Annotated in this window: 23 protein-coding genes, 1 pseudogene and 1 riboswitch; of the genes and pseudogenes, 12 read left to right on the top strand and 12 right to left on the bottom strand. The window is 68.1% G+C overall.

Annotation, left to right across the window (positions count from 1 at the left end):
• Positions 1-57: 57 nt before the first annotated feature.
• Entirely contained in the window at positions 58-2,316 is a 2,259-nt protein-coding gene (locus tag AC5Y3Z_RS13200) for a helicase-associated domain-containing protein (RefSeq protein WP_463827315.1), read from the bottom strand.
• A 63-nt stretch (positions 2,317-2,379) separates the two neighbouring features.
• Here AC5Y3Z_RS13200 and AC5Y3Z_RS13195 point away from each other — a divergent pair, with 63 nt between their 5' ends.
• The 4 genes from AC5Y3Z_RS13195 to AC5Y3Z_RS13180 are packed head-to-tail and all read left to right on the top strand — an operon-like array spanning position 2,380 to position 3,999.
• A complete protein-coding gene (locus AC5Y3Z_RS13195; RefSeq protein ID WP_463827316.1) occupies positions 2,380-2,574 on the top strand; it encodes a hypothetical protein in 195 nt (64 codons plus the stop codon).
• Between the two features lie 8 nt (positions 2,575-2,582).
• On the top strand, positions 2,583-3,101 hold the full coding sequence (gene moaC / locus AC5Y3Z_RS13190; protein ID WP_463827317.1) for a cyclic pyranopterin monophosphate synthase MoaC: 519 nt from the start codon (positions 2,583-2,585) through the stop codon (positions 3,099-3,101).
• Positions 3,098-3,577 carry a MogA/MoaB family molybdenum cofactor biosynthesis protein gene (locus AC5Y3Z_RS13185; RefSeq protein WP_463827318.1) on the top strand — a complete coding sequence of 160 codons (480 nt, stop codon included), beginning with the start codon at positions 3,098-3,100 and terminating at the stop codon, positions 3,575-3,577. The genes moaC and AC5Y3Z_RS13185 overlap by 4 nt, the downstream gene beginning before the upstream one ends.
• Positions 3,574-3,999 carry a molybdenum cofactor biosynthesis protein MoaE gene (locus AC5Y3Z_RS13180; RefSeq protein ID WP_463827319.1) on the top strand — a complete coding sequence of 142 codons (426 nt, stop codon included), beginning with the start codon at positions 3,574-3,576 and terminating at the stop codon, positions 3,997-3,999. Before AC5Y3Z_RS13185 ends, AC5Y3Z_RS13180 begins: the two co-directional genes overlap by 4 nt.
• A 6-nt stretch (positions 4,000-4,005) precedes the next feature.
• Here AC5Y3Z_RS13180 and AC5Y3Z_RS13175 read toward each other — a convergent pair whose 3' ends face one another.
• The 4 genes from AC5Y3Z_RS13175 to AC5Y3Z_RS13160 form a co-directional block, all read right to left on the bottom strand.
• On the bottom strand, positions 4,006-4,878 hold the full coding sequence (locus tag AC5Y3Z_RS13175) for a transglycosylase family protein (RefSeq protein ID WP_463827320.1): 873 nt from the start codon (positions 4,876-4,878) through the stop codon (positions 4,006-4,008).
• 9 nt (positions 4,879-4,887) lie between these two features.
• Positions 4,888-5,074: riboswitch (cyclic di-AMP (ydaO/yuaA leader) on the bottom strand.
• Positions 5,075-5,312: 238 nt separating this feature from the next.
• Positions 5,313-5,591, bottom strand: a complete 279-nt coding sequence (locus AC5Y3Z_RS13170) for a MoaD/ThiS family protein (protein WP_463827321.1) — start codon at positions 5,589-5,591, stop codon at positions 5,313-5,315.
• On the bottom strand, positions 5,584-6,654 hold the full coding sequence (moaA, locus tag AC5Y3Z_RS13165) for a GTP 3',8-cyclase MoaA (protein ID WP_463827322.1): 1,071 nt from the start codon (positions 6,652-6,654) through the stop codon (positions 5,584-5,586). The genes AC5Y3Z_RS13170 and moaA overlap by 8 nt, the downstream gene beginning before the upstream one ends.
• Positions 6,651-7,046 (bottom strand): YccF domain-containing protein, encoded by a 396-nt coding sequence (locus AC5Y3Z_RS13160; protein ID WP_463827323.1) that lies wholly within the window; start codon positions 7,044-7,046, stop codon positions 6,651-6,653. The genes moaA and AC5Y3Z_RS13160 overlap by 4 nt, the downstream gene beginning before the upstream one ends.
• 180 nt (positions 7,047-7,226) lie before the next feature.
• On the opposite strand from AC5Y3Z_RS13160, the gene AC5Y3Z_RS13155 reads away from it, so the two are divergent.
• The 3 genes from AC5Y3Z_RS13155 (at position 7,227) to AC5Y3Z_RS13145 (ending at position 10,706) form a co-directional block, all read left to right on the top strand.
• Positions 7,227-7,649, top strand: a complete 423-nt coding sequence (locus AC5Y3Z_RS13155) for a cold-shock protein (RefSeq protein WP_463827324.1) — start codon at positions 7,227-7,229, stop codon at positions 7,647-7,649.
• A gap of 78 nt (positions 7,650-7,727) precedes the next feature.
• Positions 7,728-9,674 carry an acyl-CoA dehydrogenase family protein gene (locus AC5Y3Z_RS13150; RefSeq protein WP_463827325.1) on the top strand — a complete coding sequence of 649 codons (1,947 nt, stop codon included), beginning with the start codon at positions 7,728-7,730 and terminating at the stop codon, positions 9,672-9,674.
• Positions 9,675-9,683: 9 nt separating this feature from the next.
• Positions 9,684-10,706: a glutathione S-transferase family protein gene (locus AC5Y3Z_RS13145; RefSeq protein WP_463827326.1), complete on the top strand. Its 1,023-nt coding sequence runs from the start codon at positions 9,684-9,686 to the stop codon at positions 10,704-10,706.
• On the opposite strand, the gene AC5Y3Z_RS13140 is transcribed toward AC5Y3Z_RS13145, so the two are convergent.
• The 3 genes from AC5Y3Z_RS13140 to AC5Y3Z_RS13130 are packed head-to-tail and all read right to left on the bottom strand — an operon-like array spanning position 10,688 to position 14,060.
• Positions 10,688-11,884, bottom strand: a complete 1,197-nt coding sequence (locus tag AC5Y3Z_RS13140) for a GGDEF domain-containing protein (RefSeq protein WP_463827327.1) — start codon at positions 11,882-11,884, stop codon at positions 10,688-10,690. The two genes, AC5Y3Z_RS13145 and AC5Y3Z_RS13140, sit on opposite strands and share 19 nt — an antisense overlap.
• Before the next feature lie 38 nt (positions 11,885-11,922).
• Positions 11,923-12,366, bottom strand: a complete 444-nt coding sequence (locus AC5Y3Z_RS13135) for a DUF2771 domain-containing protein (RefSeq protein WP_463827502.1) — start codon at positions 12,364-12,366, stop codon at positions 11,923-11,925.
• 35 nt (positions 12,367-12,401) lie between these two features.
• Entirely contained in the window at positions 12,402-14,060 is a 1,659-nt protein-coding gene (locus AC5Y3Z_RS13130; RefSeq protein ID WP_463827503.1) for an MFS transporter, read from the bottom strand.
• A gap of 136 nt (positions 14,061-14,196) precedes the next feature.
• Here AC5Y3Z_RS13130 and AC5Y3Z_RS13125 point away from each other — a divergent pair.
• Positions 14,197-14,985 (top strand): annotated as a pseudogene (locus AC5Y3Z_RS13125) (DUF3027 domain-containing protein); the annotation flags it as partial.
• Positions 14,986-15,161: 176 nt separating this feature from the next.
• Here AC5Y3Z_RS13125 and AC5Y3Z_RS13120 read toward each other — a convergent pair.
• Together AC5Y3Z_RS13120 and AC5Y3Z_RS13115 are read right to left on the bottom strand one after the other, a co-directional pair.
• On the bottom strand, positions 15,162-15,617 hold the full coding sequence (locus AC5Y3Z_RS13120; RefSeq protein ID WP_463827328.1) for an SRPBCC family protein: 456 nt from the start codon (positions 15,615-15,617) through the stop codon (positions 15,162-15,164).
• 20 nt (positions 15,618-15,637) lie between these two features.
• Positions 15,638-15,907, bottom strand: coding sequence for a DUF2530 domain-containing protein (locus AC5Y3Z_RS13115; protein WP_463827329.1), 270 nt, complete (start codon positions 15,905-15,907; stop codon positions 15,638-15,640).
• Between the two features lie 116 nt (positions 15,908-16,023).
• On the opposite strand from AC5Y3Z_RS13115, the gene AC5Y3Z_RS13110 reads away from it, so the two are divergent.
• The 3 genes from AC5Y3Z_RS13110 to AC5Y3Z_RS13100 are packed head-to-tail and all read left to right on the top strand — an operon-like array spanning position 16,024 to position 17,579.
• A complete protein-coding gene (locus AC5Y3Z_RS13110) occupies positions 16,024-16,455 on the top strand; it encodes an Rv0880 family HTH-type transcriptional regulator (RefSeq protein ID WP_463827330.1) in 432 nt (143 codons plus the stop codon).
• Complete coding sequence (locus tag AC5Y3Z_RS13105) at positions 16,452-17,288, top strand: TrmH family RNA methyltransferase (protein ID WP_463827331.1); 837 nt, start codon at positions 16,452-16,454, stop codon at positions 17,286-17,288. Before AC5Y3Z_RS13110 ends, AC5Y3Z_RS13105 begins: the two co-directional genes overlap by 4 nt.
• 9 nt (positions 17,289-17,297) lie before the next feature.
• Complete coding sequence (locus tag AC5Y3Z_RS13100) at positions 17,298-17,579, top strand: DUF2537 domain-containing protein (RefSeq protein WP_463827332.1); 282 nt, start codon at positions 17,298-17,300, stop codon at positions 17,577-17,579.
• Here AC5Y3Z_RS13100 and sepH read toward each other — a convergent pair.
• Together sepH and serC are read right to left on the bottom strand one after the other, a co-directional pair.
• Positions 17,576-18,361: a septation protein SepH gene (gene sepH, locus AC5Y3Z_RS13095; RefSeq protein WP_463827333.1), complete on the bottom strand. Its 786-nt coding sequence runs from the start codon at positions 18,359-18,361 to the stop codon at positions 17,576-17,578. The two genes, AC5Y3Z_RS13100 and sepH, sit on opposite strands and share 4 nt — an antisense overlap.
• Positions 18,362-18,461: 100 nt before the next feature.
• Positions 18,462-19,586, bottom strand: a complete 1,125-nt coding sequence (gene serC, locus AC5Y3Z_RS13090) for a phosphoserine transaminase (protein WP_463827334.1) — start codon at positions 19,584-19,586, stop codon at positions 18,462-18,464.
• Between the two features lie 204 nt (positions 19,587-19,790).
• Here serC and AC5Y3Z_RS13085 point away from each other — a divergent pair, with 204 nt between their 5' ends.
• Positions 19,791-20,825: an AurF N-oxygenase family protein gene (locus tag AC5Y3Z_RS13085; RefSeq protein WP_463827335.1), complete on the top strand. Its 1,035-nt coding sequence runs from the start codon at positions 19,791-19,793 to the stop codon at positions 20,823-20,825.
• The last annotated feature ends 9 nt before the right edge of the window (positions 20,826-20,834 follow it).

The following is a 20,834-nucleotide window of genomic DNA, read 5'->3' as shown; positions in this document are numbered from 1 at the left end:
CTCCGTGCTGCATCGTCGTCGGCGCGCATCAGTCCATTATCGTCGGCGCACCGACAGCTATCGTTCATCGGACGACAGCACCGAGGTGATGCGGTGGATGGCGAAGTCGCGCAGCCGTCCGGACGCGGAATCGAACGCCACCAGTTGCCCACCCTTGACCACGATCGGCGCCACCACCCGTTGGGTGGCGACCCCCGCCGCGTCGAGGTAGCCGATCAGTACCTTCTCCTGGTCCTGGGCGGCTCGTTGCAGCAGTGACATCGCGACGGCAGGGTCGACGCGCAGGTTGCCGAACGGCGCGGCTGTCACCGTGCGCAGCACCGCAACGATCGCGTGCAGGGTGTCGCCGCTGGGCCGGGGGGGCGGCCGGTACGGTCGGCGCTGCTGCGGGCTGGGCACCCGGGCACCGCGGGCACGCACATCGACGATGGCACCGGTGGAGTCCTCGGCTGCCGGGGCAAACCCTGCCGCACGCAGCGCAGCCAGCACGTCGGCGATCGAAGCTGATGACACCGCGACCGTCGGCGCCAGCGCCCGCAGCTGCAGGTCTTCGGCGGCCGGCGCGGCGATGGCCTGAGCCAGCAGCGCGGGATCTTCGCAGCGCACGAATGACGCCGCCATGCCGATGCGAAGTTGCCCGTGCCGGCGCGCGACGTCATCGATGAGATACGTGAGCCCTTGCGGCACCGTCGTTTTCGAATGCCGGGCGAAAAAGGAGTGCATCCAGTCGCGGGTCTTGCCGATATCCAAGGCATGCCGGATGGACTGCTCGCTGACCCGGTAAACCATTGCCGCACCGGCGGATTCGACGGTGGCGACCGTAGCGAGCTCGTCCGCCAGGTCGCGCTCCAACGGACCCGGCACCACGACCGTCAGGTCTGCCTGAACCAGGAAGTGGTCGATTGGTTTGGGCAGCGCGCGTGACATCGCACCGAGCACCGCACCCGGGTCGTCGTCCTGCTCCAGCAGGATCCGGCCGGGCGTGCTGATGGCACCGCGACCCACCAGGCCCAGCGCGTGACCCTCGGAGAGCAGATCGGCGACCGGTCCCGGTTGCAGCCGGCGGGCCCAGCGCGGCCGGCGCCAGATCAACGCGGCCGACCCGGTCTTCGCGTCGACCCCGGCGCCGGGCGGCAACTCGGCAAGCATGTCCAGCAGCAGCCGTCGATCCAGTGGGGCAGCCGTCGAGAACAGCGAGTCAGACAGGGCGCCATAGGTTTTGCCGTCCGGGCCGCGATTTCCGATCAGCGCCGGTCGGGCCGGCAGGTGCAGCCAGGTGTCGGCCAGCAGGAACCACCGGTCGGCGGCACTGAGCGTGCCGTACCGGTCGGCCGCGGTGGTGGGTGCCCAATAGGGTGCCTCGCCGTAGGCCGGTTCGGGGTCGGGGGTGCCGTTGCCGATCAGCCCGGCCGCCGCCGACAGCTCGAGTATCAAACCCAGGCGCGGCTCCTCGATCCCGGTGGTCTTGGCCAGTCGTTTGATGTCGCGAATCCCCAGCCCCCCGCTGCGCAGCTCGGCGACCGGAGCGGCGCTGAGGTTTTCCAGCAAGACATCCACGTGACGCAGCAGGTCGATGACGGCCCCGGCGGCCGCGGCGTCGGCCGCGGCGGGATCGACGGTCGAGACCACCGGGTCGGGCGCGGCCAGCTGGGTCGGGCCGGGGTTCTCCCCGCGCAACACCTGACCCACGTGCCGGGGCAGGATCACGGTCTCGGCATCGACGCGGCGCAATAGACCCACGGCGAGCAGCTGCGGCACCGGCCGGTCCAGCGCAGCGCCGGGCGCCGCATCGCGGGTGCGCCCCATCGGGGACCCGTCGAGCAACCTGTCCAGGACGTCGCGCTGCGGCGCGTCGAGCCCGTCGATCAGGGCGGCGATCTGATCCCCGGAAAGGGAGCGGTCCTCCAGGGTGACCTGACCCGGTAGCCACGGCAACGCGGAGGCGGCGTCGGCGGCCACCCGCACCGCCGTGTCACCCCACGCCAGGGCGCGCTGCCGCAGGTCGTCCAGGGCCGTCAGCACCTCGTCCCGGGGGGCGCCGTCCCCGATCAGAGCCGTCAATTCGGCGACCGGCACCGGTTCGATGTCGGCGTGCAGCACCAGCAGCGCGTCGAGCACCGCGAGCCGCAGAAAGTCCAGGTCGTCGGTGGCGGCCTTGACCGACTGGCGCGCCTGGGCGCGGGCGGCCAGCGCGGCGATGCTGCCGGGCGGGGGCTGGGCAAGGTCGGGGCGCAACGCCAACAGCAGGATCAACCGCTCGTCGGGTAGGTCGGCCAGCCAGGACCCCAGCGGGATATCCGGGGTGTGTTCGGTCATCGAAGATCAAGCCTAGGCCCGACCTGCGGGCTACCGTCGCGGACTGCTTACGGACCTGTCAGAATGGAGCGCGTGGCTGATGCACGCAAGGCAAAGTACGTGGACAACGGCTGGCCCACTACGGACCCGGATGACCACGCGGTGAGCGAACTCGTGACCGACCGCACCGGCGCACTCTCGCCTTTCGGCGAAGTGGTGTTCCCGGTGCCTGCCGACGAGTTGCCCTACGTCCACCCGGTGACAGTCGCCACCTGGTAATCGCCACCATGACCGGGGCCGGGGCCGCACCGAGGGCCGCTGCACGGGCCGCCGAGGTGCCCGCCCTGTCGCATCTGGACGAGCGGGGCGCCGCGCACATGGTCGACGTCACCGAGAAGGGGGCCACGCGACGCACTGCCGTCGCCGCCGGTGTCCTGCGCACCTCCGCGGACGTGGTGGGGTTGGTCTCCCGCGGCGGGCTGCCCAAGGGTGACGCGCTGGCGACCGCGCGGGTGGCCGGCATCCTGGCCGCCAAACGCACCAGCGACCTGATCCCGTTGTGCCATCAGCTGGCGCTCACCGGTGTCGATGTCGACTTCACTGTCGGCGAGTCCGAGATCGAGATCCATGCGACGGTGCGCAGCACCGACCGAACGGGGGTGGAGATGGAGGCGTTGACCGCCGTCAGTGTGGCGGCGCTGACCCTGTACGACATGATCAAGGCGGTCGACCCGGCCGCGCGCATCGACGCTATCCGGGTGCTCAGCAAAGAGGGCGGCCGTAGCGGAAGTTGGGTGAGGCAGTGAATCGATCCGCGCGCGTGGTCGTCGCATCCACCCGGGCAGCCTCCGGTTCCTATGCCGACGAGTGTGGGCCGATTATCTCTGAATGGCTTGAGCAGCAGGGTTTTTCGCCTGCTGAGGTGCGAGTGGTCGCCGATGGAAATCCGGTGGGCGAGGCGCTCAACGATGCGCTCGACGACGAGGTCGACGTCATCATCACATCCGGCGGCACCGGGATCTCGCCTACCGACAGCACGCCCGAGCAAACGGTCGCGGTGCTGGACTTCATCATCCCCGGGTTGGCCGACGCGATCCGGCAGGCCGGCTTGCCGAAGGTGCCGACGTCGGTGCTCTCGCGCGGCGTGTGCGGGGTGGCCGGCAAGACGCTGATCGTCAACCTGCCCGGCTCACCGGGCGGGGTACGAGACGGCCTCGGGGTGCTGGCCGGGGTGCTCGACCACGCGCTGGCGCAACTCGCCGGCGAAGATCACCAACGATGACGTTGGTCGTACGCGCTGTAGTGACCGACCAGTCGATCTGTCTCGCCGAGCACGAGGCGTTGGTGAGCCATCAGTCGGCCGGTGCCGTCGTCGGGTTCGTCGGGATGATCCGCGACCACGACAACGGACGCCGAGTGGTGCGCCTGGAATACTCCGCGCACCCGTCGGCTTCGCAGGTCTTTGCTGACGTGGTGGCAGAGGTGGCCGGGCAGGCCGCCGGGGTACGGGCCGTCGCAGCCAGTCACCGCATCGGCGCATTGCACATCGGTGAGGCCGCTCTGGTGGCCGCCGTAGCGGCCGACCACCGTCAAGCGGCCTTTGCTACCTGTGGTCAGCTGGTAGACGCCATCAAGGCGCGGCTACCAGTGTGGAAGCACCAGTTCTTCGACGACGGTTCCGAAGAATGGGTGGGTTCGGCCTGAGCCCGGTCAGCTGACCGGGCCCGCCGCGAGCGCGTCGAGCGCGTCGTTGCCGGCGATGTCGTGGCCGACAATCGACTGCCACAGCTGCTGGGTGTAGCCCACCGTGGACACCTGGTGGACCCCCGCGGGGGTGCCGGCGTCGACCGGAGGCGCCGCCTCACCGGGCTGGAAGCCGGCGTCGATGGTCGGCGGAGCCGGGGGCAGGTCCGCCGGCGCGGGAGGCAGGTCGGCGGGAGCCGGCGGCAGGTCGCCCGGGGCGGGAGCCAGGTCGGCGGGAGCCGGGGGCAGGTCGGCCGGTGCCGGGGGCAGGTCGGCCGGTGCCGGGGGCAGGTCGGCGGGAGCCGGAGCAAGCTCGGCCGGAGCCGGCGCGAGCTCGTTTCCGACGAGCTGGGCCGGGGCCTCCTCGACCGGAGCCGGCAGCTCTGCTGGTGGGGGAAGTTCGGTATTCGGCGCGGGTGCCTCGGCGGGCTGGTCCCACGGGAAACCGGCCGGCTGGGGCACGACATTGCGTGGCGACGGTCCGGACAACGCGGTGCCACACACCGGCCAGGCGCCCCGGCCCTGCGTCGCCAACACGCGCTCGGCGACGGCGATCTGCTGGTCCTTGCTGGCCATTTGGGCGGACGGCGCGAACTCGCCGCCACCGTGCGACGACCAGGTGCCGGCGGCGAACTGCACGCCACCGTAGAAGCCGTTGCCGGTGTTGATCGCCCAGTTGCCGCCGGATTCGCAGCGGGCTACCTGGTCCCACTCGGCGTCAGTGGCCGCAGCCGCCTGGCCGGCCATGGCGATGGCACCGCCACCGAGGACCGTGCCGGTGAAGGCGATCTTGGCGACGCTCACGCTCGAGTTAGTGGGCTTACGATGCCGTCCACTCATACGCTCAGAAATTCCTCTCGTATACACGCCTGCGAGGTCAGCTGTCGGGTTCGGGTGGAAGAGGTCACCCGGCCGTCGTCGTTCACCGTTGATACGACGTCGGCTTCACCCCAAGGAGCCGCGATTGGCCCCGGTCCGAAACTCGGCGGACCTGGTGGGTCCCCCGCCTCCATCCGCGGGTCGGAATCCCTCACCTAACGGATGGAGCTGGGCGCGATCTAGGTGAGGGAGGGTTCGTCGCTCGGGTTGGGTGACGAACCACCCGGAACGGTAGCGGTTCGCGGCGTTCCCGTCACGTTAAGGAAATGTCGGCGTTTTGGTCACACGCGGGCCGCAAAACGCCAGGAACGGTTCGCGTTTGTGCAGGTCAGAGCGGCCGAAATCGGAGCGTGGCCGGGCCGTTATCGTTCCGTTACGTGATGTATTTCACAGTTTCAACCGCCGGCGAAGGGCGGAAGTACGTCAACCGTGTCGCCGGTGGATAACGCCGTGGCCTCATCTCGGACGGCAATTCCGTCCCGCAGATAAGAGCATCGGCTCAATATTGTCGCCAGGTGGGTACCCCGATCGGCGAGCAGCTCAACCAAGCCGGCCACCGTCGCTCCGGCCGGCAACGCGACGGTCTCGGACTCCGCGCCGGAAGCTGCCCGGGCGGCGGCGAAGTAGCGGACCGTGACCTGAATGTCGGCACGATCAGGCGCGGTGTCAGCCACCGATGGCGCTCATCGGCCGTGCTGGCTGAGTGAAGCCCGGGTCGTTGATGCCGTGGCCGGCGGGTTTGGTCCACATCGCGGCGCGCCAAGCGGCCTCGACGGCGTGGTCGTCGGCACCCCCGCGCAGCAGTGCACGCAGATCGGTTTCCGTGGTGGAGAACAGGCAGCTGCGGATCTGGCCGTCGGCGGTCAGCCGGGTGCGGTCACACGTGGCGCAGAAGGCCTGCGACACCGACGCGATGATCCCGAATTTTCCGGCCGGCGTATCGGAGCCGGAGTCGACGAGCCAGAGTTGAGCCGGCGCCGAACCGCGGGGCGACGGGTCGGGTTCCAGGCGGAAGTGCGGCCGCAGCGCCGCCAGCACGTCATCGGCGCTGAGCGCGGCGTGCCGACGCCACTGATGGCCCGCGTCCAGCGGCATCTGCTCGATGACTCGCAGCTGGTACCCGCGCTCCAGGCAATACCGCACCAGATCCACGACGTCGCGCGCGCCGGTCTCGGGGTCGAGCACGGCGTTCACCTTGATCGGGTCGAGCCCGGCGCGCCGTGCGGCGGACAGGCCGGCCAGCACGTCCTTGAGGCGATCCCGCCGGGTGATCGCGGCGAAGTGCGCGGGATCCACACTGTCCAGGGACACGTTGACGCGGTCCAGCCCGGCGTCGGCCAGCGCGTCGACCCGCCGCGCGAGACCGACGCCATTGGTCGTCAGAGATATCTCCGGGCGCGGCGTGAGCCCGGCAGCCGCGGCGACAACCTCTTCGAGGTGGCGCGCCAGCAGCGGCTCGCCCCCGGTGAACCGCACCCCGGTGACGCCCAGGCGGGTGACCGCGATGCGCATCAGCCTGGCCAGTTCGTCGGGACGCAACAGCGTCTCGCCCGGCAGCCAGTTGAGACCTGCGGCCGGCATGCAGTAGGTGCATCGCAGATTGCAGCGATCGGTGAGCGAGATCCGCAGATCGGTGGCGGCGCGGCCATAGGTGTCGAGTAGCGGGCCGGTGCGCGGTGCCTGGCCTTGTTTGCTGGCGCCGGGGACCGTCGGCACTCCCAGGGTGGTCAGCGTCATGCCGGCATGCGCGCGGGCCGGTCGACGGGGACGATCTCCTTGCCCAACGGAACCAGCGAGACCGGGATCAGCTTCAGGTTTGCCAGCGCCAGCGGGATCCCGACGATGGTGGCCGCCATCGCGATGGCGGTGGTCAGGTGGCCGAGCGCCAGCCACAGCCCGAACAGCAGCACCCAGATGACATTGCCGACCACGGAGCCGGCCCCGGCCCCCGGCTTCTCCACGATGGTCCGGCCGAACGGCCACAGCGCATAGGACGCGATGCGCAGCGCAGCAAAACCGAACGGGATGGTGACGATCAGCAGGAAACAGACCAACGCGGCCAGCAGGTATCCCAGTGCGAGCACGAGCCCACCGAAAACCAGCCAGATGACATTCAGGATCAGGCGCATATCTCCTCCAGCGGTATCGCCAGCCTACCGAGTGCCGGGTAAACCGGATGCTGAGCGGATGATCAGCCGAGTAGGATCTGTGATCGTCAGCGCGTCCTGCGCATGCGGGACGCGTCTTTATGTTGTGTAGCCAATGATCCATCAGACAAGCAGGATCCATCAGACAAGCAGGTGAGTGCAGTGCCGACCGGCAAAGTGAAGTGGTACGACTCCGAGAAGGGGTTCGGCTTCCTGTCGCAGGAGGACGGCGAGGACGTCTACGTCCGCTCGTCGGCGTTGCCCGCGGGTGTCGAGGGGCTCAAAGCGGGCCAGAAGGTGGAGTTCGGCATCGCTTCGGGGCGGCGCGGTCCGCAGGCGCTCAGTCTGAAGCTGCTCGATCCGCCGCCCAGCCTGTCCAGGACGCGCCGGGAAGCCTCGCGCCGGGATGCGCCGGCCGAGCACAAGCACAGCCCCGACGAGTTGCACGGCATGGTCGAGGACATGATCACGCTGCTGGAAAGCACCGTGCAACCGGAACTGCGTAAAGGCCGCTACCCGGACCGCAAGACGGCACGTCAGATCTCCGAGGTGGTCAAGGCGGTGGCGCGCGAGTTCGAGGCCTAGGGGGCTCTCGACCCGGCGTAGCCACGCCCGAAGCGGGTATCCACCTCTCGTCGTGATGGCGTCAACGAGGAGGCGGCGATGGCACAGCAAGCGCAGGTCAGCGAAGAACAAGCCCGGGCTGTCGCCGAAGAATCCCGCGAAAGCGGATGGGAAAAGCCGTCTTTCGCCAAGGAGCTGTTCCTGGGCCGGTTTCCGCTGGAGCTCATCCACCCTTTCCCCAAGCCGGCGGAGGCGGACGAGGCGCGCGCCGAGGAGTTCCTGGCGAAGCTACGCGGATTCCTGGTCGACGTGGACGGCAGCGTCATCGAGCGAGACGCCCGGATTCCCGACGAATACATCACCGGCCTAGCCGAATTGGGCTGCTTCGGGATGAAGATTCCGACGGAGTACGGCGGTCTGGGTATGTCCCAAGTGGCGTACAACCGCGCGCTGATGCTGGTCACCACCGTGCACCCCAGCCTCGGCGCGTTGCTGTCCGCACACCAGTCGATCGGGGTGCCCGAGCCACTCAAGCTCGCCGGCTCCGCGGAGCAGAAACAGAAGTTCCTGCCGAGGTGTGCCGCGGGCGCCATCTCGGCCTTCCTGCTCACCGAGCCCGACGTCGGGTCCGATCCGGCACGGTTGGGTGCCACGGCAACACCGGTCGACGACGGCGCGGCCTACGAACTCGAAGGCGTGAAGCTGTGGACCACCAACGGGGTGATCGCCGAGCTGCTGGTGGTGATGGCCCGCGTGCCCAAGTGCGAGGGGCACCGCGGCGGCATCAGTGCCTTCGTGGTGGAGGCGGATTCGCCCGGAATCACCGTGGAGCGGCGCAACCAGTTCATGGGGCTGCGCGGCATCGAGAACGGCCTGACCCGGATGCACCGCGTGCGAGTACCCGCGGAGAACTTGATCGGCCGGGAAGGCGACGGTCTGCGGATCGCGCTGACCACCCTCAACGTCGGGCGCCTGGCGCTGCCCGCGATGGTGACCGGCTCGGCGAAATGGTCGTTGAAGATCGCGCGGGAATGGTCGCGCGAGCGGGTGCAGTGGGGCAAGCCGATCGGCAAACACGAAGCAGTCGCCCGTCAGATCTCGTTCATGGCCGCGACCGTGTACGCCCTCGATGCAGTGGTCGAGTTGTCGGGTCAGATGGCAGACGAAGACCGCAACGACATCCGGATCGAAGCCGCGCTGGCCAAGCTGTGGTGCAGTGAGATGGCGTGCGTCATCGCCGACGATCTGATGCAGATCCGGGGCGGCCGGGGTTACGAGACGGCCGAGTCGCTGGCCGCGCGCGGGGAGCGGGCCGCGCCGGTGGAGCAGTCGTTGCGGGATCTGCGGATCAACCGCATCTTCGAGGGATCCAGCGAGATCATGCGGCTGCTCATCGCGCGGGAAGCCGTCGACGCGCACCTCAGTGCTGCCGGTGATCTCGCCAAGGCCGATTCCGACCTGCGACAGAAGGCGGCGGCCGCGGTCGGGGCGAGCGGCTTCTACGCAAAGTGGTTGCCCAAACTGGTCTTTGGCGAGGGACAACGACCGACCGCCTACCACGAATTCGGTCAGCTGGCCGCTCACCTACGCTTCGTCGAACGGTCCAGCCGCAAGCTGGCCCGCAACACCTTCTACGGGATGGCGCGCTGGCAGGCGAAACTGGAGCAGAAGCAAGGATTCCTGGGCCGGATCGTGGACATCGGCGCGGAGCTTTTCGCGATGGCTGCGGTGTGCGTGCGAGCCGAAGCCCAGCGCGGGTCCGACCCGGCACTCGGGAAGCAAGCTCATGAACTTGCCGAAATATTCTGTCAGCAAGCAACTTTGCGGGTGGAGGCACTGTTCGACGCACTGTGGACCAACACCGACAGCAGCGACGTGCGGGTGACCAACGATGTGTTGGACGGGCGTTACACCTGGCTGGAGAACGGCATTCTGGACCAGTCCGAAGGCACCGGCCCGTGGATTGCGCCCTGGGAGCCAGGCCCGTCCAGTGCCGAGAATCTGGCTCGCAAAGTCGTGCCCCACCCGACCGAAGCAAAGGTCTAGGGTGCGACGATGGCCGAGTATGTCGCCGGAACAGGCGAATTCAACCGGGACACCACGTACCTCACCACGCGCATCACCGCGGACGGACGCGACGGTTATTCGGTCGAGCCGGGCAGATACCGGTTAGTGGTCGCCCGGGCCTGTCCCTGGGCCAACCGCACGATCATCGTTCGGCGACTGCTCGGCCTGGAACCGGTTCTGTCCATTGGATTTTGCGGTCCCACCCATGACGAGCGCAGCTGGACCTTCGATCTCGATCCGGGCGGGGTGGACCCGGTGCTGAAGATCCCGCGGCTGCAGGATGCCTACTTCAAGCGCGACCCGGACTACGCCAAAGGGATCACCGTCCCCGCCATCGTCGATATCCCCACCGGCGCGGTGGTCACCAATGACTTCGCGCAGATCACGCTCGACTTCTCCACGGAATGGACGGCATACCACCGTGAGGGGGCGCCCCAGCTCTACCCTGAACGGTTGCGCGATGAGATCGACGAGGTGAGCACGCGGATCTACACCGAGATCAACAACGGCGTGTACCGATGCGGGTTCGCCGGGTCGCAGGACGCCTACGAAGCCGCCTACGACCGGTTGTTCACCGCCCTGGACTGGGTGAGCGATCGGCTCGAGAACCAGCGATACCTGGTGGGAGACATTATCACCGAAGCCGACGTGCGACTCTTCACCACGCTGGCCCGCTTCGACCCGGTCTACCACGGTCACTTCAAGTGCAACCGCGGCAAAGTGTCCGAGATGCCGGTGCTGTGGGCCTATGCCCGAGATCTGTTCCAGACGCCGGGTTTCGGTGACACCACCGATTTCGTCCAGATCAAGCAGCACTACTACATCGTGCACTCAGACATCAACCCCACCGGCGTCGTGCCCAAGGGCCCCGACCTCACCAACTGGCTTTCCCCACACGGACGTGAAGCGTTGGGCGGCAGGCCATTCGGGGACGGTGCCCCGCCCGGCCCGGTGGCCGACGGCGAGCGGGTACCGACCGGCCACGGTGCGGATCAGGCTGAGCCGTCCTGATCGACCGGTGCCGGGTCTTGGTCACCGGTTCGGCGGTGATGTCCGGCTTGGTTGCCGCCCTTGCCCTTTGCGCTGTACATCGCCGCGTCGGCCAGCGACACCAGATCGGCCAACACAGTATCGATATCGGCCTGGGGCGTAGCGCCTTCCACCCGGAAGGTGGTCGTGCCGATGCTGGCGGTGATCCCGAACGGCAATTCGGCTATCGCGGTGCACAATCGCTGCGCCCGTTCGGCTACTTCGCCGGGCGGCCACTCGTCGGCGAAGGCGAACTCCTCGCCGCCGAGTCGACCGATCACCGCCTTCTCGCCGGTACCGTCCCGCAACGTCTGCGCCACGGACACCAGTGCCGCGTCCCCGGTTGCGTGGCCGTACCTGTCGTTGAGTTGCTTGAACCGGTCGAGGTCGATGACCGCGATCACCAGATCGGTGGCACGGCCGGCACACTCTTGCAAAATGCGTTGCGAATGCAGATAGAAAGCTCGCCGGTTGAACAGACCGGTCAGCGAATCACGATCGGCCCGATACGCGTCCGGCCCGAGGATCTGACCCGCAACATAGAGCGCGAGTGGCGCGGAGATATTGAGCAACACCACCAACCAGAACGCGACAAGAGCACCGGCCAGGCCGAATTGGGCGACCAGCCCAACCGTCTTCACCGACGCCACGACCAGGGCGCAGCAGAAGTTGTACGCAATGACGCGAGCGGAGTGGAACAGCGACTGATGGATGGCCAGGCCCGTGAACGTCGTGCAGCCCAACATGGCCGCGGCGGGATTGCTCTGCGCCAGCACCACCAGCGCGATCCCGGTGCTCGATGCGATGGCGAACCCGGTCGCCTGGCGGCGGGTCGGCCACCGAAGTGCCCACAACAGGGCGTTGGCAGCGGCGCAGACGCCGGCGATCAGCGCCAGCGCGATCGGCACGGTCCCGTGCGGCCCGACCGGACTCCAAATCGATCCGATCGCCACCAGGCTCAGCGATCCCGCTATGAACGAGACGCGGGCGCGAATCGCGCGGGTCATTCCGCGCGCCTCGAGGTGCGAACTCAGCTGGTCGAAATGATCACCCTCGCGCCACCACTGGAGCAGCAACCCGCTCATCTGCCGCACGGCGACCGCACCGTCGTACCGACGCAACTGTGCTCGAACATGCGCGCGCGACGGCGCAAAAGGCATGCAGCGCAACGTGTTGGAGACATCGATCCCAAACTGCCTCAGGAGACCAGGCGGATGGACCATTCCGCATGCGGGGCCTCCCGCAGTTCCCCGTTGTCCACTACCAGCGTCAGCAGCTGCACGACCACCCCGGTCAGTTTGCCGCGCTGCGGGTCGACGGTGGGGATGGTCAGCGCCAGTCGGGTGTCGGGGCGGAACAGTGTGGTGGTGGTGTTCGTGGGGTCCTCATAGATGCGCAGCAGGCGCCAGGGTGCGCGGGAAATGGCTTCGGGCACCGACAGCTGCACCGGAAGTCGCTCGCTCACCCGCAGTTCGCCCTGGGTCTGCGGCGACTGGCAGTCGTCCAGGTTGAGCACATTGCAATACATATACGGCCCGACCCGAGTCAGGTGTCCGTTCGAATAGGCGCTGACGGTGGGGAAGTGGGGGCCCTGACGGCGCATCAGCAGAAACGTTCCGACACCTGCCCCGGCGGCCAGCATGGCCACGATTGCCAGCACTGCGACGACCCGGGGCTTCACTGCGGCATCCCTGCCGCGCCGTGACGCGTCCCTTCCTGCATCACCATCACCGGCCGGTTACCCCCGAGGCCGGGGATCAGCGAACGTCCCCGGAAACTGACGATGGTTTGCGCCAGCCCCGGAATCAGCAGGGCGCTGACCGCGGTGAACCCTACCCAGAGCTCGGTGTACACCAGCACCCCGACCGCCCCGCCCAGCACCCAGGCCAGCTGCAGGGTGGACTCCGAGCGCCCGAATCCCGATGCGCGCGACTCCTCGGGTAGATCGTGCTGCAGCGACGCGTCCAACGATGCCTTCGCGATGGCGCTCGACCCGGAGGTGACCAGGGTGGCGACGGCGGCCAGGACCAGGTTCCCGGCCACCGCGGCCACCAGCGCGAACGCGGTGACCACCACAGTGCAGCGGACCACCAGCACGGCCGGGCGGCCCAGTTCCAATCGTGCGCTGGCGAAGTTGCCGGCGAAGTTGCCCAGGGCGGCCGCAGCGCCGATCAGCCCCAGCATTCCCAGCTGCACCCATCCGTCGGCGTCGTGCGCCTTGGCGACGAACGCTGGATACAGGAACAGGAAACCGACCATCACCTTGATGGTGCAATTGCCCCACAGCGAAGTGATGATGTTGCGGCCCAACGGTTGTCGGAGTGTTCCGCCGGGCTTCTTCGCGGCTTCGGGCCAGCTGCGCCGCGCGGTGTCGCTGTCGCGGTGATAACTCAGCGTGGCGGGGACCTCACCGGCGGTCACCTCGACCCAGCTGGGGATCCGCATCGAGAGCAGCGCGCCGGCGATCGTGATCCCGACGACCACGAACAGCGCGCCGGGCAGCTTCAACAGGTGCGTACCCGCGAACTCGACGCCGGCGGCGATGGCACCGCCGGCAATGGTGCCGCCCAGCAGGCCGAATACGGTCAGGCGGGAATTGACCCGCACCAGGTCGATCGTCGGCGGCATCACCCGGGGTGTCACTGCACTGCGCAGCACGCTGAATGATTTGGAGAACACCATCATGGCCAGTGCGCAGGGGTAGAGCACCCAGGACGGGAAGCTGCCGGTGGCGCCGTCGTAGTTCATGATCAGCACCAGCGCCAGAGCGGTCCGCAGCGCGAACGACATCGCCAGCGCGACGCGCCGGCCGTGCTGCAGCTTGTCCAACGCCGGTCCGATCAGTGGTGCGATGACGGCGAACGGCGCGATGGTGATCAACAGGTACAGCGCGACTTTCGACTTGCTTTCGCCGGTGGCTGCCGCGAAGAACAGGGTGTTGGCCAGCGCTACCGCCATGGCGGAGTCGACGGCGAAGTTCGCCATCACCGGCCAGGTGAGCGCGGTCAGACCGGATTTGTCGGCGCCGTCCGCGGTGGCCGCCCGCTGCACCATCCAGTACATCCGGGACCCCATTTCGCGGCTGCGCATCGCCGCGGCACGGGTGACGGTGATGCGCTCACCGTTGGCGAAACCGCGCGACGGTTCGGGCGGGATGTCGCGTCCGGGTGGTGGTTCGGCGCCCAGCGGCGGCAGATAACGGTTGGAGCTGGGCATCGGTGGTGGGCGGCGGGGGCGGCGGGGGTCGACATCGCCCGCCGGGTAGTTCGCCATGCCGGGATGTTGCCCAGCGCCGCCCGGGTCGCTGTGGGTCCGGCGGCCCGGAGGTGGGGCCACCCGGCCCGGATGATCACGCCGCCGTCCAGACACGGTTCAATTCTGTCCTATGCGGACTGCTGGTGTAGCCAACCGGTGTGGCTGGCCGGACGTGTCTTCCGGCAGTATTAGGGCTGTGTCGCAGAGAGGGGAGAGTGTGACCGGACCCATTGAGGAGACCGGGCAAGGTGCCGGTGCCGTGACCGTGGCGGCATGGCCGGAGGACCTTGCCGGGGTGCTCACGGGTGCCGTCGATCAGGCGCGCGCCGCCGTTGCCGAGTTCAGTGGGTCAACGGCTGTCGGCGAGTACCTGGGTGTCAGCTACGAGGATCCGAACACCGCAACGCACAGCTTCCTGGCCCATCTGCCCGGCTACCAGGGCTGGCAGTGGGCTGTCGTCGTCGCCAGCTATCCCGGAGCCGACCATGCCACGATCAGCGAGGTGGTGCTGATCCCGGGACCGTCGGCGCTGCTGGCGCCGGAGTGGGTGCCGTGGGAACAACGGGTGCGACCCGGCGATCTGGGTCCGGGTGACCTGCTTGCGCCGGTCAACGACGACCCGCGACTGGTGCCCGGCTACACCGCCACCGGTGACCCGCAGTTGGACGAGGTTGCCGTCGAGCTCGGGCTGGGCAGACGCTGGTTGATGAGCCCGTGGGGTCGCGCGGATGCCGCTGAACGCTGGCATGAGGGTGACTACGGACCCGACTCGGCGATGTCGCGGTCCACCAAGCGGGTGTGCCGTGACTGCGGTTTCTTCCTGCCGTTGGCCGGGTCGCTGGGCTCGATGTTCGGCGTGTGCGGCAACGAACTGTCCGCTGACGGGCACGTCGTGGACAAGCTCTACGGGTGTGGCGCCCACTCGGACACGCCGACCCCGGCGGGCACCGGTTCGCCGCTGTACGAGCCGTTCGACGACGGCGTCCTCGAGGTATCGGAGCAGCCGGTGACCGAGCCCGCCAGCGTTGCGGCCGAGCCGGTCGTCGCCGAAGAGCCCGCCGACGCCGAGGAGCCCGTCGTGCCGCAGGAGTCAGTGCCGGACGAGCCGGTCGTACCGGAGGAGCCTGCCGGCGCTGCTGAGCCCGGTGCTGACCCGCCTGCCGCTACCGGCGACCAATCCGACTAACTTTTCTCGGCGGCGGCCTTGATCTTGGCCAGCGAGGTGTTCATACCCTCGACCAATTCCCGTTCGAAGCTGGTGTTGCCGCCGAGCAGGGCTTTGACGGTCATGCTCGAGAACGCAGATACGCCGTTCTCGGCGTGCCGACTCTCGGTGAGGCGGGTGCCCTGGCCCTGCGGCTCGAGTTCGTAGCTCCAGATGGTCCGGTTGGCATCGACCCGGAATGCCAGCCGCTGCTCCGGGACGACGTCGACGACCGTGCTGGTGGTGGGCCAGAACAACCGGTTGCGGCGATTGATGTTCAGGGTGCGGGTGCCGACGCGCAGCGGTCCGAACGGCCGCATCCACCGGCACTGGGGGCTCCACTCCGGCATCCGCCGGAAATCTGAGATCAGCTCCCATACCTTCGCCGGCGGCGCGTCGATGTCGATCTGTGCCTGCAAGAGCGGGCTGGCCATTTGTCCTCCGAGGGTGTGTCTTATTTCGGCTCGAGATACTTCTCGAGCCCGGTCTGGGCGCCGCGAGCGCCGCGTCGGGCAGCTGCCAGCTGCCACACGAAGATGCTGGTGCCCAGTACTCCCACTGCCAGGCCGGCCACGGTGATCGGTCGCCAACTCGCTACGCCGGGCACCGCGAAAGCCACACCCGCGGCAATGGCCCAGGCCAGAGCACCGGCCAGGATGACCGGCCAGACCTCGAGCAGTGCCGGTGGCAACGGCGGCGGCTGCGGATCGGTCTCGGTGCTCATCGCGTCTCAACATAACGCGTCGGGCAATCCGGACCCTGTCGAGGGTGTGGGGTCCGTCAGCGCCGGGTTCGTCGTTTCTCGTTCACGTTTCCCGGGTTCCGTTGTAACCTCGCGCTGTGCCTGACAGGGATGCGCGGTTGGCTGCCGACTTGTCGTTGGCAGTCATGCGGTTGTCACGCCAACTTCGTTTCCGGAATCCGTCGTCGCCGGTGTCGCTGTCCCAGTTGTCGGCGCTGACGACGCTGGCCAACGAGGGTGCGATGACCCCCGGTGCGCTGGCGATTCGCGAACGCGTGCGGCCCCCGTCGATGACCCGGGTTATCGCTTCGCTGGCCGACGAGGGGCTGGTGGATCGGGCCCCGCACCCGGTCGACGGTCGCCAGGTGCTGGTTTCGGTGTCCGAGTCGGGTGCCGAGCTGGTCAAAGCGGCGCGGCGGGCCCGTCAGGAGTGGCTGGCCGATCGGCTCAGCACCCTCAACGATGGCCAGAAGGACGTCCTGCGCAATGCCGCCGACCTGATGTCGGCGCTGGTCGACGAAAGTCCGTGACGGCCCCGGACGTCGACGTCCGCGACATCACCGATCCCGACGACCCACGCCTCGACGATTTCCGCGACCTGAACAGCGTTGATCGTCGTCCCGACCTGCCGACCGGTAAAGGCCTGGTGATCGCCGAAGGCGTGCTGGTGGTGCAACGGATGCTGGCCTCGCGATTCACTCCGCGCGGGTTGCTGGGCACCGATCGCCGGCTGGTCGAACTGGAAAACGATCTGGCCGGCACCGCGGCGCCCTACTACCGGGTTACCCCGGACGTCATGGCCCAGGTCGTCGGATTCCACCTCAACCGCGGCGTCCTTGCCGCTGCGGGTCGCGTCGCGGAGGCCAGCGTCGGTGACGTCGTCGAGGGCGCCCGCACGGTCGCCGTGCTCGAAGGTGTCAACGATCACGAGAATCTGGGTTCGATCTTCCGCAATGCGGCGGGCCTGGACGTCGACGCGGTGATCTTCGGCAGCGGCTGTGCCGATCCGCTCTATCGCCGCGCGGTCCGGGTCTCCATGGGGCACGCGCTGCTGGTGCCCTATGCCCGCACCGCGCAGTGGCCCGCCGACCTCGTCGGGCTGCAGGAACGCGGCTTCCGGGTGTTGGCGCTGACGCCGCACCGCGATGCTCGTCCGCTGGCCGAGGCCATGGCTGCGGTCGCCAACCAGCCGGTCGCGCTGCTGGTCGGTGCCGAGGGGCCGGGGCTGACGTCGGCAGCGCTGCGCATCGCCGACGCGCGGGTGCGCATCCCGATGTCGCGCGGCACCGACTCCTTGAACGTCGCGACCGCGGCGGCACTGGCGTTCTACGAGCGGATCCGGTTGGCGCCGAGCGGGGGTTAGGCTGCCTGCATGACCGACGAATCCGTCCCGTGGGGCACGGGTTTAGGGGTGGCCGCATTTGTCGCCGCGGTCACCGGCGCCGCGATCGTGGTGCTCAGCCTCGGGTTGCTGCGGGTGCATCCGCTGCTGGCGGTGGGGCTGAACATCGTGGCGGTCGGCGGGCTGGCGCCCACGTTCTGGGGATGGCGGCGGACTCTGGTGCTGAGATGGTTCGTGCTGGGCGCGGGAACCGGTGTGGTCGGCGCCTGGTTGGCCCTGATCGCGGTGACGCTGCTGGGCGGCCTGGGCTAGCGGTGCCCGCTTGATCGCACCCCGAGCAGCACATCCTCCCAGGCCGGGATGGCCGGCTTGCCCCGGCGGCTACCGGTCGGTTGGTCGGCGGGTGTCTCCGGTGCGACCGGTGCACTGGGTGCGGCCGCTTCCGGTTGCGCGGCCTCGGGGGTGGGCTCGAAGGCCAGATGCGCCACCGGCGCCAGCTGCCGCGGCTTGAAGTCGGGGTCGATGAGCTCGCTGGCCGCGTCGTCGATCGCGCTGACCACACCGCCGTGCGCCCCGGGGGTGAAGCGGAAATGGGCACGGTTGTCCGACCGTCCGGCGTGCCAGCCCAGCTGCACCGTCCAGCGGCTGTCCTCGTTGCGCCAGGCGTCCCAGCTGAGCCGGTCGGCGTTGAGGCCGCGCGCCACCAGCGCGGCGGTCACGGTCTCTAGCAGCGTCAGCACGGCGGGTCCGTCGGCCAGGATCGGGTGGGCGGCAGTTGCCAGTTCGGCAGCGCGGAAACGTTCCAGCAACACCGGGTTGGCGAATCGCTGGATCCGCGCGATGTCGGATCCCGATGCGGCAGCGACCTGTTCGACTGAGGCGCCGGCGCGGATTCGGGCCTGAATCTCCTTGGGGCTCAACATGTTCGTCACGTCGATGTCGAGCGCGGGCTGCTCGACCGGCAGCTCTTCCCCGTTCAATGCGGCCCGTAGGCGGTCGTCGGCCGGAAGTCTGAACTTCTCGGCGGAGCTGGCCCCCTCGCAGAGGACGTATTTGCCGTCGGGATCGAGCCCAACCACTTTGAGTTCCCGCATGGCTTCTCCTCGCAGGCTCCGTGCAGGTCAGCGACGGACCCGTCAGCTGCGCACTCTAGTGCGCCAGACGTCGTTAACCTCGTTGACACGCGGGCGCGGGTCAGAGCCGCTCCACAACCCAGTCGATGCAGGCGATCAGCGCACTGATGTCGTCGGGGTCGACCGCCGGAAACATCGCAATGCGCAACTGGTTGCGGCCGAGCTTGCGGTACGGCTCGGTGTCGACGATCCCGTTCGCCCGCAGCGTCTTGGCCACTGTGGTCGCGTCGATGTCGTCGACGAAGTCGATCGTGCCCACCACTTGCGACCGCAACGCCGGGTCGGCGACGAACGGAGTGGTGAACGATCGCTCCTCGGCCCAGGAGTACAACCGTTGCGAGGAGTCAGCGGTGCGCTTGACCGCCCAGTCCAGGCCGCCGTTGCCGAGCAACCAGTCGAGTTGCTCAGCCATCAAGGCGAGCGTGGCGATCGCCGGGGTGTTGTAGGTCTGGTTCTTCACGCTGTTCTCGACCGCGATCGGCAGCGACAGGAAGTCGGGCACCCAGCGACCCGAAGAGGCGATGGCTTCGACGCGGGCCAGCGCAGCCGGGCTCATGACGGCCAGCCACAGGCCGCCGTCGCTGGCGAAGTTCTTCTGCGGCGCGAAGTAGTAGGCGTCGACGTCGGTGATGTCGACCGGCAGTCCGCCCGCGCCCGAGGTGGCGTCGATGACCACCAGCGCATCTCCGGAGTCGGCGGGTCGGCGCACCGGTACCGCGACGCCCGTCGACGTCTCGTTGTGCGCCCAGGCGATCACGTCGACCGACGGGTCGGACTGAGGTTCAGGCGCGCTGCCCGGGTCCGCTTTGACGATGATCGGATCGCCGACGAACGGGTTCTTGGCGACGCCAGCGGCGAACTTCGCGCTGAACTCGCCGAAGGTGAGGTGCAGCGAGCGTTTGTCGATCAATCCGAACGCCGCGGCGTCCCAGAATGCGGTGGCGCCGCCGTTGCCCAGGATGACCTCGTACCCGTCGGGCGTGGTGAACAGTTCGGCCAGCCCGCTGCGGACCCGGCCCACCAGGTTCTTGACCGGCGCCTGGCGGTGCGAGGTGCCGAATAGGGCTGCTGCGCTGCCGGTGAGCGCTTGAAGTTGCTCGGGCCGCACCTTGGAGGGCCCGCAGCCGAACCGTCCGTCGCGTGGCTTGAGGTCGTCGGGAATCTCGAGAGAAGTCTGGTCGGCCATGGAGATCAGGGTAGTGAGCAGGGTCTGGCTCCCGACGACGCGGGGGACATAACGCCTGGTGACGGCGCTGATGTGAGCTAGCACACAGTCGGTGGGTGCAAGCGGGCTGGGCCACAGCAGGCGGATGAAGTCTGGATAATTCCCAGTACCGGCGGTACCGTATTAATTACACGTCCGAATGCAACCTCGTTGGGGAGGCTTTTCATGGCTTTGAAGGCTAGGACGCGCATGGTTCGACGTTGGCGCCGCAATATGGAGGTGCGCGACGACACGGAGTACGTGGACATGCTCGCCACACTGTCCGAGGGGTCGGTGCGGCGGAACTTCAACCCGTACACCGACATCGATTGGGAGTCACCGGAGTTCGCGGTCACCGACAACGATCCCCGGTGGATCCTCCCGGCGACGGACCCGCTGGGCCGCCACCCGTGGTACCGGGCCCAGTCCGACGAGACCAAGATCAAGATCGGCATGTGGCGTCAGGCCAACGTGGCCAAGGTGGGCCTGCACTTCGAGTCCATCCTGATCCGCGGTCTGATGACCTACACCTTCTGGGTGCCCAACGGGTCCCCGGAGTACCGGTACTGCCTGCACGAATCGGTCGAAGAGTGCAACCACACCATGATGTTCCAGGAGATGGTGAACCGGGTCGGCGCCGATGTCCCCGGCATGCCGCGCCGGCTGAAGTGGCTCTCGCCGTTCGTCCCGCTGGTGGCCGGCCCACTGCCGGTTGCCTTCTTCATCGGGGTGCTCGCCGGTGAGGAGCCCATCGACCACACCCAGAAGCAGGTGCTGCGCGAAGGCAAGGCGTTGCACCCGATCATGGAGCGGGTGATGGCCATTCACGTCGCCGAGGAAGCGCGACACATCTCGTTCGCACACGAGTTCCTGCGCCGACGGCTGCCGCACCTGACCCGCTGGCAGAAGTTCTGGGTGTCGCTGTACTTCCCGCTGACCATGCGGATTCTGTGCAACGCCATTCTTATCCCGCCCAAAGCCTTCTGGCAGGAGTTCGACATTCCGCGTTCGGTTAAGAAGGAACTGTTCTTCCGGTCGCCGGAATCGCGGAAGTGGCTGCGCGACATGTTCTCCGACGTCCGCATGCTGGCATACGACACCGGGTTGATGGAGAACCGTTCGGCCCGGCTGATGTGGCGGATCTGCAAGATCAACGGCAAGCCGTCGCGCTATCGCAGTGAGCCGCAGCGTCAGCACCTGGCCGCTGTGCCCGCTGCCTAACTGTCTGCG

Source organism: Mycobacterium sp. NGS61 (assembly GCF_059812325.1).
The sequence above is the reverse complement of the archived record's forward strand: the minus strand, read 5'-3'. Positions and strand labels throughout refer to the sequence as shown.

Bases quoted from the DNA above. Each gene is read 5' to 3' on its own strand.
- serC (WP_463827334.1), bottom strand. From the start codon at position 19,586: ATGGCCGACCAGACTTCTCTCGAGATTCCCGACGACCTCAAGCCACGC.
- AC5Y3Z_RS13135 (WP_463827502.1), bottom strand. From the start codon at position 12,366: ATGCTGGCCGCCGGGGCAGGTGTCGGAACGTTTCTGCTGATGCGCCGT.
- moaC (WP_463827317.1), top strand. From the start codon at position 2,583: ATGACCGGGGCCGGGGCCGCACCGAGGGCCGCTGCACGGGCCGCCGAG.
- sepH (WP_463827333.1), bottom strand. From the start codon at position 18,361: ATGCGGGAACTCAAAGTGGTTGGGCTCGATCCCGACGGCAAATACGTC.
- AC5Y3Z_RS13160 (WP_463827323.1), bottom strand. From the start codon at position 7,046: ATGCGCCTGATCCTGAATGTCATCTGGCTGGTTTTCGGTGGGCTCGTG.
- AC5Y3Z_RS13145 (WP_463827326.1), top strand. From the start codon at position 9,684: ATGGCCGAGTATGTCGCCGGAACAGGCGAATTCAACCGGGACACCACG.
- AC5Y3Z_RS13140 (WP_463827327.1), bottom strand. From the start codon at position 11,884: ATGCCTTTTGCGCCGTCGCGCGCGCATGTTCGAGCACAGTTGCGTCGG.
- AC5Y3Z_RS13195 (WP_463827316.1), top strand. From the start codon at position 2,380: ATGGAGCGCGTGGCTGATGCACGCAAGGCAAAGTACGTGGACAACGGC.
- AC5Y3Z_RS13085 (WP_463827335.1), top strand. From the start codon at position 19,791: ATGGCTTTGAAGGCTAGGACGCGCATGGTTCGACGTTGGCGCCGCAAT.
- AC5Y3Z_RS13100 (WP_463827332.1), top strand. From the start codon at position 17,298: ATGACCGACGAATCCGTCCCGTGGGGCACGGGTTTAGGGGTGGCCGCA.
- moaA (WP_463827322.1), bottom strand. From the start codon at position 6,654: ATGACGCTGACCACCCTGGGAGTGCCGACGGTCCCCGGCGCCAGCAAA.
- AC5Y3Z_RS13180 (WP_463827319.1), top strand. From the start codon at position 3,574: ATGACGTTGGTCGTACGCGCTGTAGTGACCGACCAGTCGATCTGTCTC.
- AC5Y3Z_RS13120 (WP_463827328.1), bottom strand. From the start codon at position 15,617: ATGGCCAGCCCGCTCTTGCAGGCACAGATCGACATCGACGCGCCGCCG.
- AC5Y3Z_RS13150 (WP_463827325.1), top strand. From the start codon at position 7,728: ATGGCACAGCAAGCGCAGGTCAGCGAAGAACAAGCCCGGGCTGTCGCC.
- AC5Y3Z_RS13200 (WP_463827315.1), bottom strand. From the start codon at position 2,316: ATGACCGAACACACCCCGGATATCCCGCTGGGGTCCTGGCTGGCCGAC.
- AC5Y3Z_RS13115 (WP_463827329.1), bottom strand. From the start codon at position 15,907: ATGAGCACCGAGACCGATCCGCAGCCGCCGCCGTTGCCACCGGCACTG.
- AC5Y3Z_RS13175 (WP_463827320.1), bottom strand. From the start codon at position 4,878: ATGAGTGGACGGCATCGTAAGCCCACTAACTCGAGCGTGAGCGTCGCC.